Raw genomic sequence first — 14245 nt, 5'->3', positions numbered from 1 at the left:
CTCGTCGCGCGCACCATGCCGCAACACCTGTCCAATATTAGAGAGCGCGCATCGTTCTTGATACGCCGGTTCTTCTCGCATGTTTGCCTAAAGCTATTGGCGTATGGATTCGCGGCTGCAAAGCTGGCAAATTAAGGGCTGTCGACACATCTTGCGGAGCCACCGTGATCACCCGCCGAACGCTAGCCACCGAAACTAGACGCCGCATGATCGAGCTGCTGATGCGGCTTGCACCTTTGGAAGGCTATAACCTCACAGCATTGCCAGACGTGCGTTTTCTGCGTTCAAACAGACCACTGCGTCGCACGCCGGTACTTTATGATCCGGGCATCGTCATCGTCTGTCAGGGCCGCAAGCGTGGCTATTTCGGCGAGCAAGTTTATCTATACGATGAGCAGCATTACCTGGCCGTGTCGGTGCCCGTACCCTTTTCCATGGAGACGGATGCCAGCGCGCAAAAACCTTTGCTTGCCATCTATTTCCGGCTCGATCTCAACGTTGCAGCAGAGTTGATCATGCAACTCGATGAACACGGCGCAACCGTAACGTCCGAACCTCACGGCATGATCTCAACGCCGCTGGACAAACAACTCGGCGCGACGGTTCTGCGCTTTCTCGAAACCATGAGTGACCCGCTCGAAGGTCCGGTTCTTGGGCCGGCTCTCGTGCGCGAGATTTATTTTCGAGTGTTGACGGGCGAACAAGGTCCTTCGGTGCGCGCGGCTTTGACACGGCAAGGTCAGTTCGGGAAAGTCGCGCGAGCATTGCGCAAGATCCATCAAAGTTTCGATGAGCCGCTCGATGTTGCGCTGCTTGCAAGCGAAGCCAACATGAGCGTGCCCGCGTTCCATTTGCATTTCAAGACCGTGACCAACACGTCACCAATGCAATATTTGAAGTCGACCCGGCTGCATCAGGCGCGGCTGCTCATGGTGCGGAACGATGTCACGGCAGCCGTCGCATCAGCGCAAGTGGGCTACGAAAGTGCTTCGCAATTCAGCCGCGAATTCAAGCGTTTGTTTGGGCGCAGTCCCGTCGATGAAGCCCAGCGTCTCAAAGACAGTTTCGCGCTGCCAGATCCCGGACCGGGTTCGGGCTACGTGTCATCGCATTGATGCGTGGATCGTCTGTTAATCTTCCACGCAGATCAATCCTGCTACCAAACGCATGAACGAAGCCTTCGTCGAACTGAACTGCGGACCCTATCCGTTGCGCATCGAATATAAGTGGATCAATCCTTCGCGCATCGATGCTCCAATCGCGGTATTTGTGCATGAGGGGCTGGGTTCAGTTGCATTGTGGAAAGACTGGCCGCAGCGGCTATGCGACCGATTGAACTGCCGTGGTCTCGTCTATTCGCGTCCTGGCTATGGACGGTCGACGCCGCGCCCTCCGCATGAAAAGTGGCCTGTGACCTTCATGCATCGTCAGGCGACGAAGATATTGCCTGCGCTTCTAGATGCGCTCAAGGTAAATGCGTTCGAACGTTCTCGCATGTGGCTCGTAGGCCATAGCGATGGCGGGACAATCGCACTGCTTTACGCAAGCACTTTTCCCGAAGCGCTTGCCGGACTGATCGTGCTTGCACCACATGTGTTCGTGGAAGCGATCACAGTCAAAGCCATAAAGGAAGTGCGAAGCGCCTATGAGCACGGTGCGTTGCGAGCGAAACTCGCTGGCTACCATGAGGACGCAGATTCCGCCTTTTATGGCTGGAACGACGCATGGCTCAATCCGGAATTTCTGCGTTGGGACATTACAGACGAAATTCGCTCGATCAAACGGCCATTGCTCGCAATACAAGGCCACGACGATGAATACGCGTCGATGCTTCAGATCGACAAGATCAAGGCGTCCGTGAATCACACTCATCTCGTCAAGCTAGCGGCTTGCGGACATTCACCGCATAGGGATGCCACTCAGGCGGTCAATGATGCAATTGCAGATTTCGTTACCCGCTCGTCTCTGCCGTGAAGCCGAGCGATCAACCGACAGGCCGTCTGCGCCATGATGCCATCGCGCAAGCCCGAACGGCGATTAAGTGACCGTGCCGCGCGTTTGGGCAGATGATCGCAGTCGGTCCAATGCATCTTTTATTGCGGTAAAATCGACGTTGTTCGTCTCGAGCGAGCGAACCCTTAGGGGCTGACTGCTTAAACAAACCATTCGCCCGAAGGACGAATGCGGCTCAAGCCTCCGCAGGCTTAACCGCTGTTTCTTGTGACCGCCGCAAGCGTTCGCGGCTGTTCGACAAATGCATGCGCATGGCTGCGCGGGCAGCTTCCGGATCACGCCGCTCGATGGCGTCGTAGATATCCTCGTGTTCGCGGTTCACGCGATCGAGGTAACTGCCGGGATCGTTATGCGCAAGCGCAGCGGAATTTACACGCGTGCGTGGAATGATCGTGTTGCCCAACTGGCTAAGGATGCTGTGGAAATAACGGTTGCCCGTAGCCTTGGCAAGCTCGAGGTGAAATGCGACGTCTGCGGCAACCGCGTTGCCCGTGCCTTCTGCAATGTGCCGCTCGAACTCGTCCAGAGCATGACGCATGTGCTTCAGATTCTCTTCGCTTCGCCGCATTGCCGCGAGACCTGCGGCCTCGGCTTCGAGACTGATGCGTAGTTCGAGGATGGCCATGACGTCGCGCACGGTGAGATCGCCCGCAGCTTCGATCTGGAAGCGATCGTGATCGGTCGCTTCGAGTACAAAAGTGCCAATGCCATGACGCGTTCGAACGAGGCGCCCCGCTTGAAGGCGCGATATCGATTCTCGTACGACCGTACGGCTAACGCCCAGTTGCGCCATGATCTCCGATTCGGTCGGAAGCTTGTCGCCAGGCTGAAGCGCGCCGCTGCGAATCCGTTCCGAAAGTTCGGCGACAACTTCCTCGGTCAGATTGCGAGAGCGGCGAAGACCGCCGGCTGCGAGAGCTGGTGACATAGGGCGATTGAAAAAGGTAGACGAGCCATTATAGGGGCGCAGACTTGCTTGTACGACGACTGATGCCTGATCGAATACAAAATGCCTTAAGCTCTCAATTCAAAACACAAAAAACCGTTATGGTTCAGGCAACTAAAAATGTAACAAACTGTTGATCAACCATTTCGCCGAGCGTAAAGTTGAAGTACCGCTTGAAGTCAAAGCGCGTGTGTCATGTTTTGCAAGGCATGTAAGCATTCAAGGCGCGCGCCTCGCTTTCAAGAGGTCGACTTCCGATCGAAGGCTCGCGAATCCTCGTCCGCATCCGTTGGATTCGCCATCACCTCGCGCACTCGCGAGCCTCCCTGAAGCGGTTCACCGGCTTACCGCGTCGCGCCTCTCACTCTCCGATTACGCGGCAAACCGGTGTGCTTAGAGCCTCCAAGTTGCGTTCGTGCGAACGCCTTCGTGGAGCGCGGCACCACGTGGGCAGCAAGGAGACAAACAATGATGCGTGAAGTGACCGGAGCTTTTTTTGGCTCCCGCAAGTTGGACGAAGCACTGGAAGACCTCAAGGCAGAGGGCATCACGAGCGACCGCGTTCGCGTCGCGAGCATGTCCGGGTTCGCCGATTTCACCGCCAGCATGGAACTGAGCACCAGTTCACCGACCCAGTGGATCACCGCCGAATTTGCAGGCTATGCCGATCTAGCCGCCACCGACGGCGGGTATGGGATTGCATCGACCGGCAGCGACGACATCCTACCTGGCTTCGATAACGATGAATCCGCTGCATACGGTATAACCCGAGTATTCGTCAGCATTCGCGACGAAGCCGAAATGCGCGCCGTATGCGATATCTTCTCGCGCCTGGGCACTGATGATATCGACGCGGAAGTCGCGGCGGCCTGACCCGCCGCGATTGCATTCAATCGTTTGTATGCAATAAACGTTTGCTTGATTATTGCGCTGGTGCGGTCACGGGCTTCGCTTTCTTCTTGTGCTTGAAGTGAAAACCCTTGCTCGTACCAGTGGCAGCCGAAGTATTGTCACCGCCTGCCGTCGGCGCGGCCGTCGCTGCGCCGTGCGCGTTGCCGCCGCCAGCGCCGCCATTACCGTTGCCACCTTGCGCCATCGCCGCGCCCGACGCGCCCAGCATCAAACCCGCAGTGAGGGCGATAAGTGCTGCCAATCCATTCGTCTTCATGTCGTTCCTTTTTGCGTAGAGTCAGTCGAGTGTGTATTCACCGTGCAGGCTTTTGAATGCCAAATACAATCGGCGAGCGGCTTGGCATGAGACCTGCTCGCCAGACGTATTCGCCTGCAAAAAGCCAAAAGCCATAAGATGGATGCGCCCAAAGTCAAAAGCCCAGCCAAGCCGCCTCGGCGCAATAAAGCCGAAACGCCAACTGTCTCTTCAGCAGGTTTCGTGCGCGTTCGCGGCGCGCGGGAGCATAACCTCAAAAATGTCGATGTAGACGTCCCGCGCGATGCGCTGGTCGTGTTCACAGGCGTGTCCGGATCGGGAAAGTCGTCACTTGCATTCGGAACTTTGTATGCAGAAGCGCAGCGGCGGTATTTTGAATCCGTTGCGCCCTACGCGCGGCGCCTGATCGAGCAGGTCGGCGTACCGGAAGTCGAGTCCATCGAAGGATTGCCGCCCGCCGTCGCCCTGCAGCAGCAGCGCGGCACGCCCAACGCACGTTCGTCGGTGGGAAGCGTGACCACGCTTTCCAGTCTCGTTCGCATGCTGTATTCACGCACGGGCAGCTATCCGCCGAAGCAGCCCATGCTCTACGCGGAAGACTTTTCTCCCAACACGGTTCAGGGCGCGTGCCCCGTTTGCCATGGTCTCGGCCGCGTCTACGAAGTGACCGAGAAGTCGATGGTCCCCGACGACTCACTCACCATCCGCGAACGCGCCATCGCCGCATGGCCGCCAGCGTGGCACGGTCAGAATCTGCGCGACATACTCGTCACGCTGGGCTACGACGTCGACACGCCCTGGCGCGATCTGCCGAAGAAAGACCGCGACTGGATTCTCTTCACCGACGATACGCCCACCGTGCCGGTCTATGCGGGCCTCACACCCGCCGAGACACGTGCCGCACTCAAGCGTCGCGCGGAGCCGAGTTATCAAGGCACCTTTACGGGCGCGCGCCGTTATGTGCTTCATACCTTCGCCCACACGCAAAGCGCGCTCATGAAGAAGCGCGTGTCGCGCTATATGGTCGGGAGCGACTGTTCGTCGTGTCACGGCAAGCGACTGAAGCAGGAAGCGTTATCGGTGACCTTCGCGGGACTGGATATCGCGGAGTTCTCGCGTCTGCCGCTTACGCGGCTTGCGCAGATGCTCGCGCCCATTGCGCGCGGCGAATGGCCCGATCATGAAGAAGCACGCGAGCAAGACGTGCTTGCCAGGGACGTGCGGCAGGCGGCAATTGCGAAGCGTGTCGCGGCGGGTGGATCGGCGCATAAAGCATCGCCCGATGTACGGCGCACGCCCAACTTGTCCAACGAGAAGCGCGCCGCCGCCGAGCGCATAGCAGCCGATCTCGAAGAACGTCTTGCCACGTTGATCGATCTCGGCCTCGGCTATCTTGCTTTGGATCGCGCGACGCCCACCTTGTCGTCAGGCGAATTGCAGCGCTTGCGGCTAGCCACGCAACTAGCCTCGCAACTCTTTGGCGTGGTGTATGTGCTCGATGAACCCTCCGCCGGTTTGCATCCCGCTGACAACGAAGCGCTCTTTGCCGCGCTGCAACGGCTCAAGGCTGCCGGCAACTCGCTTTTCGTGATCGAGCATGACATGGAGACGATGCGTCGCGCAGACTGGCTCGTCGATGTCGGTCCCGCTGCGGGCGAAGCCGGTGGACATGTGCTTTATAGCGGCCCGCCCGCGGGTCTCGCATCGGTGGAGGCGTCACAAACGCGTCTGCATCTGTTCGCGTCCCATTCGAACACCGACCGCGCGCCACGCACGCCGCGCGGCTGGCTGAAGCTCGCGGGCATCACGCGAAACAATCTGCATGAGATCGACGCTGCGTTTCCGCTCGGTTGCTTCACGGCGGTGACGGGTATATCGGGCTCGGGCAAGTCGAGTCTCGTCAGTCAGGCATTGCCCGAACTCGTGGCGCAACATCTGGGAAGAGCGCTCGATGAGCCCGACGAAGACGAAGCCGATCCGCTCTTCACGGTCACCGAAGCGCCTGCGGAAGGCTCCATCGTCGAAGGCATGGACGCTATACGGCGCCTAGTGCGCGTCGATCAGAAGCCGATTGGCCGCACCCCACGTTCGAATCTTGCGACTTACACGGGACTTTTCGATCACGTGCGCAAGCACTACGCCGATACGCCGCTTGCGCGCAAACGCCATTACAGTGCCGGCCGATTTTCCTTCAACGTCGCGCAGGGGCGTTGCCCGACTTGCGAAGGCGAAGGCTTCGTGAGCGTCGAACTGTTATTTTTGCCGAGCGTGTACACGTCATGTTCGACGTGTCACGGTTCGCGTTATAACGCCGAGACACTCGAAGTCACGTGGAATGGCAAAAACATCGCCGAGGTGCTGGCGATGAGCGTCGATGACGCCTGTCTCTTCTTCGCGGATGAGCCCAATGTGATGCGCGCGCTTGCCGTGCTGCGCGATATCGGCCTCGGTTATCTGCGGCTCGGTCAGCCTGCCACCGAACTCTCGGGCGGCGAAGCGCAGCGCATCAAGCTGGCAACCGAACTGCAGCGCGCGCATCGCGGCGACACGCTCTATATCCTCGACGAGCCCACGACCGGACTACATCCTGCCGATGTCGATCGTCTGATGGCGCAACTTCAAGGACTCGTCGACGCAGGCAATACGGTCGTGGTCGTCGAACACGACATGCGCGTCGCGGCCCGGAGCGACTGGGTCATCGATATCGGTCCGGGCGCGGGAGAAGATGGCGGCAAGATAGTCGCGGCCGGCGTGCCTGCGAGTGTGGCGACGCTGGCCGCAAGCCGCACGGCGCCTTATCTGCAAGACGCATTGACCTGAGCAATCAATACAAGCCTAGCCAGCGCCACACGTAAAACTTCAACGTGCCGAGCATCTCGTGCAATCCGCTGTCGGAATCGATCCACCCTTCCGGATGCGGCACGAGCCATGACTTTGGATTGCGCACGAATGCAACCGCAGGCTGCGGGTGTAGGTCGAAAGCATCGAATGCGAGCAACGCGCGACGCATGTGCAGTGAGGACGTGATGAGGATGGTCGTGTCGTATTGACGCGAGCGTAGGATTTTGTACGTATTGCGCGCGTTCTCGTAAGTGTCGAGACTCTGATCTTCGAGGATGAGGTCCGCAGGCTTCACGCCACGATCCACGAGCAGACCGCCGTATAGTTGCGCTTCGGTTTGTTCGTGATGCTGCGGATTTCCGCCGCTCATGATGACCTGACACTGCTTGTCCGTTTCGACACAGGTTTTGTACAGGGCGGCAGCTAGGTCGACGCGATAGATGGAATCGGCCAGTGGAACGAGATGTTTGTTGCGATCGTATTCGGTCCCACCGCCCAGCACGATGATCGCCGTACGGTCCGCGAGCCGGGGCGCCTGCTTCGACCCATAGCCGATCTGCGCGAGGCTTATCATCGGCCCTGCAAGCCAGCTACCGAAGAGCCAGAACACGGTTCCGGCCACGAGGAAGATCACCAGGCGGCGTTTGCGCCACACGATGAACAAGGCGACGAAGACAAGCAGCAGGCAGAGTAGATCCAATTACGTTTCCCGTCGTTTTAAGGTTTCAAATACCTTGCATCACGCGCATGAAACTTGCAAGGCGAGGCTATGCAGTACGAATACCGTCGTAACGCCGCGACAAGTATCAGTCTGAACGATTTGCGTGACATCAAGCGTGGTCGATATCGCACACGCAACGCGTTGTCTTCCGGGCCTCACCGTGCGCCATCGCACGGACGATCACCCCCCGTAATTCGTTAAATACGATCAAACAAGATTCGACGGTGTTGCGAGTGCTCTTGAGTCGTTTGACCAGCGATTCACCGAGTGCACCACCGCCCGTTAGCAACGGGACTGAGCACGGTCCAAAAAATCGAATATTCGTTTGATACCCGCTTCAGTCCGTTTGCACCGTTGGCCATGGTTCAAGGGAAACCAGAGAAAATGAAAACTGAATTGCGCCGCATCCTTGCCGAGTCCGCACGCCTCGACGTGTCGATCGACACTCTCTCCGACAGCGACGACCTGTACGCAGCCGGCCTCTCCTCGCTTGCAACCGTGCACGTCATGCTCGCGATCGAAGACGAGTTCGGCATCGAAATTCCGGATCAAATGCTTACGCGACGTCTGTTCTCGAGCGTCGATTCGCTCGCGGCCGCCGTCAAGGAGCTGCAAGGTTCGCAGGCGGACGCATGAACGCCGCCACGCAAGAACTCGAAGCAGCAGGACACGTTGAAGGCGACGGCGTGATCGCGCCGCGCAGCGAAAGCGAGCTGCTCGAAGCCGCGCGTCGCGTCTCGGCCATCGCCGGCAAGCATGCGGCAGCGGTCGACAAGGATGCACGCTTCCCCGCTGAAGCCGTGGCCGCAATGCGTACGGAGCGTCTCTTCTCTGCAATGGTGCCGGCAAGCTTCGGCGGCGACGGGCTCTCGCTCACGGGCGTGGCCCGCTTGTGCGAAACGCTCGCGCAAGGCTGCGCATCCGCCGCGATGATCTACGCCATGCATCAGAGTCAGGTCGTCTGCATCGTCGATCACGGCGCGAATGTGCCCTGGCAGCGCGCGTTTCTCACGCGCATGGTGAACGAGCAACTGCTGTTGGCATCGGCGACATCGGAAGAAAATATCGGCGGCAACATGCGCACGAGCGCATGTGCGGTCGATCTTGCCGATGACGCCTTCAACATCGAAAAGCTCGCGCCGACGATTTCGTATGGCACATATGCCGATTGCATTCTCGTAACCGCACGCCGTCATCCCGACGCGCCGCCGTCCGATCAGGTGCTGATCGTCGCGCCTCGTTCGACGTGCACGCTCGAATCGCGCGGTACGTGGGACACGCTCGGCATGCGCGGCACCTGCAGTCAGGGGCATCGTCTCACTGCAAGCGGCAAGGCCGAACAGATTCTGCCCTCGCCTTTCTCGAAGATCGCCGATGAAAGCATGCTGCCGGTTTCGCATACCTTGTGGTCCGCGGTGTGGATCGGTATTGCGTCGGATGCCGTGAATCGCGCGCATCAGTTCTTCCGTAATCAGGCGCGTGGCAAGCCTGGCGCATTGCCGCCTTCGGCCGCGCGTCTTTCGCAAGCCGTCACGCTCGTGCGCATGATGCAGGCGCGTCTGCGCGAATCGCTCGCCTCGGTCGAGGCTGCGCAAGCGGAACGGCTCGCAAGGCAGGCATTGCAAACCGACGACAGCGACGCACCGTTGACCGCGTCTATCGGCATTGCCTCCGATCTGAACATGCTGAAGCTCGCCATTTCGCAATCGGCCGTGCACGTCGTGCAAGAGACGCTGATGATCTGCGGCATGGCGGGTTACAAGAACGATACGCCCTTCAGCGTGGGGCGGCACTTGCGCGATCTGCACTCGGCGCCGCTCATGATCAGCAATGACCGCATCGAACTGAACACCGCGAATCTGCTGCTCGCGCAGCGTTCCGCAACCGGGACCCTATAACGATTATGAACATGCCGAACGAACAGGCCGCGCTCATGCAGGCCGAAGAACAAGCACATAACGAGACCAGTCAAGTGCCCTACGATAAATCGGATTTGACCTTGCGCGACCGGCTGATGGCCGCCGGCATTCTCATCGATACGGGCGAAGACGGCCTCTATGGCCGCAGCGCGGTGTTCGAGGATGTGGTGGACCGTCTCAACAACGCGATCACGTTGCTCGGCGCCGACCAGCACGCGGAATCGTTGCGCTTTCCGCCGGCCATGCGCCGCCGCGACTTCGAAGACAGTGAGTACCTGAAGAGCTTCCCGAACCTTGCCGGCACGATTCACTCGTTCAAGGGCAATGATCGCGGACATCATCGTCTGCTCGAAGCGCTCGACAAGATCGTGCATATCGGCGAAGAAGAAGAGCGTTCCGATGACTGGATGGATCAGCAAAAGCCGACGCGTCTCGTGCTCACGCCCGCGGCCTGTTATCCGATCTATCCGCTCGTTGCCAAGCGCGGCAACCTCGCCGAAGACGGCGCGATCTTCGATGCGTTCTCGTATTGCTTCCGTCACGAACCGTCCATCGATCCGGGCCGCATGCAGATGTTCCGCATGCGCGAGTACATTCGCGTGGGCAGCCCCGAGCAAGTAATGGCGTTCCGTCAGAAGTGGATCGAGCGTGGCTCGCTGCTCGTGAATCTGCTGCAACTGCCGTTCGAAATCGATCTGGCTAACGACCCGTTCTTCGGACGCGGCGGCAAGATCGTGGCCGACAGCCAGCGTGCGCAAGAACTCAAGTTCGAACTGCTCGTGCCGGTTGCAACGCCCGACCGTCCGACCGCATGTTTGTCGTTCAACTATCACATGGACCACTTCGGCGAGTTGTGGAACATCCGTCAGGGCAATGGCGAAGTGGCGCATACCGCATGCGTGGGCTTCGGCATGGAACGTACGACGCTTGCGCTCTTCCGTCATCACGGTCTCGACGTGAACGCGTGGCCTGCCGCAGTGCGTGAACTGCTGTGGGGCAATGCGGCGCCGCTCGTCGCCGATGGCCTCGGCACACTGGGCAAAGACGCATGAACGCACGCTCGCCCGAGCACGCCGTGACTGGCGCGTCCAACGAACAGTCTGCCGCTCAAGACGAAGCGAGCCGCCATGCGTTGCATCGCGGCGAGCGCGTCTGGCTGGAGACCAACTGTTACGTCGATCTGTGGATCGAGCTCTTGCACCACTACGGCTGCGATCCGCACGCCGCATTGAGCTTCACCGTGACGCAGGCGTTCGAAGGCGATCAGTTCACGTTCCCCAAGTTCTCGCTCGACGACATCTCGCGGCTCTACGGCTTGCAGGCCCAGGAGCTTGCGATTTTCGACACGCTCGATGCTCACGTGCGCGAGCAGACCAAACGCGGTCACGTAGTGGTCGCCGAAGTGGATGCGTTCTATCTGCCCGACACGCGTGCAACCGCGTACAAGCAGTCGCATTCGAAGACGACCATTGCAGTCGACTCCATCGATGCAGCGGCAAAGCGCATCACGTACTTCCATAACGCGGGCTATTTCGCGTTATCGGGCGAGGACTATGACGGCGTGTTTCGCCTGATGCCAGACCTTGCAAGCGACGTGCATGCGCTCTTTCCGTACGTGGAGTTCGTCAAGCGCGCGCGTGCGCCGCTCGAAGGTCAGGCGCTGGTGCAACGTTCGGTCGATCTGCTCAAGCTGCGCTTGCTCGATCGTCCGACATCGAACCCCGTCTCGCAGTGGCGCGCGGAGTTTCCCGAGCATCTACGTGCATTGCTCGAACGGGATGTGTCTTACTACCATCTCTACACGTTCAACGTGATGCGCCAGCTCGGTTCGAACTTCGAGTTGCTGTCGAAGTATCTGGTGTGGCTCAATGCGCACGGCGTCGAAGTGCCTGACGCAATCCAGACGAGCGCGCAATCCATGGCGAACGAAGCGATGGTCATGCAGTTCCGCCTTGCGCGGGCGCGCATGCGTTCACGGCTCGACCCGTGTACCGACTGCCTCGATTCGCTCGAAGCATCTTACGAGAAGGTCATCGAACCGCTCGCCGCGCGTTTTCTTTGAAGCACCGGGGCCACGCTGCTCGCGTGGCCCGTGCTTCGTTCATCATGTTCATCTTCGCCCATAGAAGGAAGGAACATGCATTCCATGTCCGATATGTCCAACGCTTGCCTGCCGCAACGCCTCTCCGAAGGGTGGACGTGCACGAGCACGGCTGCGGGCGCTTGTGCGACGCCTGCATCGCTCGATGAAAGCGCGCATTGGATCGATGCGCCCGTGCCCGGCACGATTGCATCGGCGCAACGTGCAAACGGCGTTGGCGAAGATGCGCTCGCGCAGCCCTACGCGATGTCGGATCACTGGTATCGCGTGCGCTTGCAGGGTGAAGGCAAGCGGCGCGTGCGCTTCAATGGCCTCGCGACAATTGCCGAAGTGTGGCTCGATAACGACAAGCTGCTCGACTCCGATTCTATGTTCGTCGCGCACGATGTCGATCTGAATCTGCAAGGCGACGCGACGCTTTATCTGTGCTTTCGTTCCATTCAGCCTGCACTTGCCGCAAAACGCGGCCGTGCGCGCTGGCGTCCGAAGCTCGCGCAGCCAGCGACGCTGCGCAACGTACGCACGACCTTGCTTGGACACATGCCCGGATGGTGCCCGCCGATTCAGCCAGTGGGTCCGTGGCGCGCAGTGGAACTGATCGGCGAAGCGCGCAATGGCATCGAGCGTATCGAGCTTGCGCCTTCAATCGATCGTGCCGATGGTCTGCTCGACGTCACTGTACATTTCTATCATCCGCAAGAGCCGGAGGAAATGCATGTCGAATGTGGCGATGGCGAGGCCACGGCGCCGCTGCAATGGCGTGACGCGCATACGCTCACGGGACAAGTGCGCGTGCCGCAAGCGCGGCTCTGGTGGCCGCATACGCATGGCGCGCCATCGCTCTATGCCGTGACCTTGACGAGCGAAACGCTTGGTCGTATCGCGCTTGGTCAGATTGGCTTTCGAAATATCGAAGTGGATCGCGGTGCGGACAAGACGGGCTTTCAGATCATCGTCAACGGCGTGCCGGTGTTCGCGCGCGGCGCATGCTGGACTTCCGCCGATATCGTCGCGCTCGACGCATCGCGCGACAAGCTCGCGGCCATCTTCACCCTGTGCCGCGATGCGGGGCTCAACATCATTCGCGTGAGCGGCATCACGCTTTATGAATCCGATACCTTTTACGAGCTCGCGGACGAATTCGGCATTCTGATCTGGCAAGACTTTGCGTTTGCCAACTTCGACTATCCCTCGGACGAGGCATTCAACCGAAGCGTGCAAGTCGAAGCAGAACAGTTTCTTGCGCGCACGCGGCGTTTTGCATCGCTTGCAGTGCTATGCGGCGGCAGCGAAGTGCATCAGCAAGCGGCCATGCTGGGTCTGCCATTCGATGCCTATCAACAAGGCCTTTTCACGCAACTGCTTCCGGAAGTCATCGCCAAGCATCGCGCCGATGTGGCGTATGTCGTGAACTCACCGAGCGCCGCGCCCGGCGACAGCGTCTCGATGCCCTTCGGCACGCGCGGCGGCATCACGCATTACTACGGCGTCGGCGCATATCAGCGCCCCTTCGACGACGCGCGTCGTGCGCAAGTACGTTTCGCTTCCGAATGCCTTGCGTTCGCGAATGTCCCCGACGATGTCATGCTGCGCTCTGTACCCAATGCGGCGCGCGCGCATGAGCCCCGCTGGAAGACAAGCGTGCCGCGCGATCCCGGTTCCGCATGGGACTTCGACGATGTGCGCGAGCACTATCTGCGCGAACTGTATCGCGTCGACGTGGCGCGTCTGCGTTATGAAGACCCCGAGCGCTATCTCGAACTGTCTCGCGCCGTCGTCGCAGATGTGATCGGCGCTGTGTTTTCCGAATGGCGTCGCGAAGGTTCGACCTGCGCGGGCGGCATCGTATGGAATCTGCTGGATCTGCGTCCGGGCGCGGGCTGGGGTGTGATCGATGCGCGTCACAAGCCCAAAAGCGCGCTGCATGGGCTTGCGCGCGTGCTTCAGCCTATTCAGGCGCTGATTACCGATGAAGGCCTCGACGGCCTCGATGTGCATCTCGTCAACGAGACGGCTCGCGAGATACGCGCACGCGTCGAACTGTCGTGCTTGCGCGATGGCGCGGTGAAGGTCGCAGGCGGTGCGAGCGATGTCGTGCTATTTCCGCGCAGCGTGCAGCGTATCAAATCGGCTTCGCTGCTGGGCGCGTTCTTCGACATCGCCTATGCATATCGCTTCGGTCCTCGCGCGCACGATGTCACGCATGTGCTTCTGCGCGATCAGGATACCGGCGCGGTATTGTCAGAAGCTTTCCATTTTCCCGATCCTTCCATTGGCGAGCGACGTGATGTCGGATTGAACGCGACCATCGGTCAGGATGACAAAGGCTGGTTCCTCGACATTGCAACGACACAGCTTGCACGATGGGTGCACGTGGTCGATCCGGACTATTACGCGAGCATCGACTGGTTCCATCTTGCGCCCGGCGTGCCGCGTCGCGTGCCGCTCGTCGCGCGAAGCGCACATGTTCGCGCGGCGCCCGAAGGCGATGTGTTCGCGGTCAATGGATCGAAAGGTGCGGTGTATCGCGGTTGAG

At 59.8% G+C, this 14245-nt stretch carries 12 protein-coding genes; 9 read left to right on the top strand and 3 right to left on the bottom strand.

Features of this window, described 5'->3' with window-relative positions:
- Window positions 1-206 precede the first annotated feature (206 nt).
- Both NCR98_RS21700 and NCR98_RS21695 read left to right on the top strand, forming a co-directional pair.
- Window positions 207-1115 carry an AraC family transcriptional regulator gene (locus NCR98_RS21700; protein ID WP_244831287.1) on the top strand — a complete coding sequence of 303 codons (909 nt, stop codon included), beginning with the start codon at window positions 207-209 and terminating at the stop codon, window positions 1113-1115.
- Between the two features lie 52 nt (window positions 1116-1167).
- Window positions 1168-1974, top strand: a complete 807-nt coding sequence (locus tag NCR98_RS21695; RefSeq protein ID WP_250527239.1) for an alpha/beta fold hydrolase — start codon at window positions 1168-1170, stop codon at window positions 1972-1974.
- Between the two features lie 214 nt (window positions 1975-2188).
- On the opposite strand, the gene NCR98_RS21690 is transcribed toward NCR98_RS21695, so the two are convergent.
- Entirely contained in the window at window positions 2189-2941 is a 753-nt protein-coding gene (locus NCR98_RS21690; RefSeq protein ID WP_250527238.1) for a FadR/GntR family transcriptional regulator, read from the bottom strand.
- Between the two features lie 486 nt (window positions 2942-3427).
- Here NCR98_RS21690 and NCR98_RS21685 point away from each other — a divergent pair, with 486 nt between their 5' ends.
- Complete coding sequence (locus tag NCR98_RS21685; protein WP_250527237.1) at window positions 3428-3832, top strand: hypothetical protein; 405 nt, start codon at window positions 3428-3430, stop codon at window positions 3830-3832.
- Between the two features lie 49 nt (window positions 3833-3881).
- Here the strand turns inward: NCR98_RS21685 and NCR98_RS21680 are convergent, their stop codons facing one another.
- A complete protein-coding gene (locus tag NCR98_RS21680) occupies window positions 3882-4127 on the bottom strand; it encodes a hypothetical protein (RefSeq protein WP_250510533.1) in 246 nt (81 codons plus the stop codon).
- 138 nt (window positions 4128-4265) lie between these two features.
- On the opposite strand from NCR98_RS21680, the gene NCR98_RS21675 reads away from it, so the two are divergent.
- The gene (locus NCR98_RS21675) at window positions 4266-6947 is read left to right on the top strand and encodes an excinuclease ABC subunit UvrA (protein ID WP_250527236.1); all 2682 of its coding nucleotides are present in this window, start codon (window positions 4266-4268) and stop codon (window positions 6945-6947) included.
- Between the two features lie 4 nt (window positions 6948-6951).
- Here the strand turns inward: NCR98_RS21675 and NCR98_RS21670 are convergent, their stop codons facing one another.
- The gene (locus NCR98_RS21670; RefSeq protein ID WP_250527235.1) at window positions 6952-7668 is read right to left on the bottom strand and encodes a YdcF family protein; all 717 of its coding nucleotides are present in this window, start codon (window positions 7666-7668) and stop codon (window positions 6952-6954) included.
- 405 nt (window positions 7669-8073) lie between these two features.
- Here NCR98_RS21670 and NCR98_RS21665 point away from each other — a divergent pair, with 405 nt between their 5' ends.
- The 5 genes from NCR98_RS21665 to NCR98_RS21645 all read left to right on the top strand — a co-directional run bounded on the left by NCR98_RS21665 (window position 8074) and on the right by NCR98_RS21645 (window position 14244).
- Window positions 8074-8325, top strand: a complete 252-nt coding sequence (locus NCR98_RS21665) for an acyl carrier protein (protein ID WP_244831941.1) — start codon at window positions 8074-8076, stop codon at window positions 8323-8325.
- On the top strand, window positions 8322-9587 hold the full coding sequence (locus NCR98_RS21660) for an acyl-CoA dehydrogenase family protein (RefSeq protein ID WP_250493992.1): 1266 nt from the start codon (window positions 8322-8324) through the stop codon (window positions 9585-9587). Before NCR98_RS21665 ends, NCR98_RS21660 begins: the two co-directional genes overlap by 4 nt.
- Window positions 9588-9592: 5 nt before the next feature.
- Window positions 9593-10660: an amino acid--[acyl-carrier-protein] ligase gene (locus NCR98_RS21655; protein WP_502799785.1), complete on the top strand. Its 1068-nt coding sequence runs from the start codon at window positions 9593-9595 to the stop codon at window positions 10658-10660.
- Window positions 10657-11670, top strand: a complete 1014-nt coding sequence (locus NCR98_RS21650) for a DUF1839 family protein (RefSeq protein ID WP_250527234.1) — start codon at window positions 10657-10659, stop codon at window positions 11668-11670. Before NCR98_RS21655 ends, NCR98_RS21650 begins: the two co-directional genes overlap by 4 nt.
- A 75-nt stretch (window positions 11671-11745) precedes the next feature.
- The gene (locus tag NCR98_RS21645) at window positions 11746-14244 is read left to right on the top strand and encodes a glycosyl hydrolase 2 galactose-binding domain-containing protein (protein WP_250527233.1); all 2499 of its coding nucleotides are present in this window, start codon (window positions 11746-11748) and stop codon (window positions 14242-14244) included.
- Window position 14245: the final 1 nt, after the last annotated feature.

It is taken from the genome of Caballeronia sp. GAWG2-1 (assembly GCF_023631405.1).
Lineage (GTDB): Bacteria > Pseudomonadota > Gammaproteobacteria > Burkholderiales > Burkholderiaceae > Caballeronia.
This window is presented reverse-complemented; position numbering and strand designations above follow the sequence as displayed.

Excerpts from the sequence above, each read along its gene's own strand:
- NCR98_RS21655 (WP_502799785.1), top strand. The coding sequence starts at position 9,593 with ATGAACATGCCGAACGAACAGGCCGCGCTCATGCAGGCCGAAGAACAA.
- NCR98_RS21695 (WP_250527239.1), top strand. The coding sequence starts at position 1,168 with ATGAACGAAGCCTTCGTCGAACTGAACTGCGGACCCTATCCGTTGCGC.
- NCR98_RS21665 (WP_244831941.1), top strand. The coding sequence starts at position 8,074 with ATGAAAACTGAATTGCGCCGCATCCTTGCCGAGTCCGCACGCCTCGAC.
- NCR98_RS21700 (WP_244831287.1), top strand. The coding sequence starts at position 207 with ATGATCGAGCTGCTGATGCGGCTTGCACCTTTGGAAGGCTATAACCTC.
- NCR98_RS21645 (WP_250527233.1), top strand. The coding sequence starts at position 11,746 with ATGCATTCCATGTCCGATATGTCCAACGCTTGCCTGCCGCAACGCCTC.
- NCR98_RS21690 (WP_250527238.1), bottom strand. The coding sequence starts at position 2,941 with ATGTCACCAGCTCTCGCAGCCGGCGGTCTTCGCCGCTCTCGCAATCTG.
- NCR98_RS21650 (WP_250527234.1), top strand. The coding sequence starts at position 10,657 with ATGAACGCACGCTCGCCCGAGCACGCCGTGACTGGCGCGTCCAACGAA.
- NCR98_RS21675 (WP_250527236.1), top strand. The coding sequence starts at position 4,266 with ATGGATGCGCCCAAAGTCAAAAGCCCAGCCAAGCCGCCTCGGCGCAAT.
- NCR98_RS21680 (WP_250510533.1), bottom strand. The coding sequence starts at position 4,127 with ATGAAGACGAATGGATTGGCAGCACTTATCGCCCTCACTGCGGGTTTG.
- NCR98_RS21660 (WP_250493992.1), top strand. The coding sequence starts at position 8,322 with ATGAACGCCGCCACGCAAGAACTCGAAGCAGCAGGACACGTTGAAGGC.
- NCR98_RS21685 (WP_250527237.1), top strand. The coding sequence starts at position 3,428 with ATGATGCGTGAAGTGACCGGAGCTTTTTTTGGCTCCCGCAAGTTGGAC.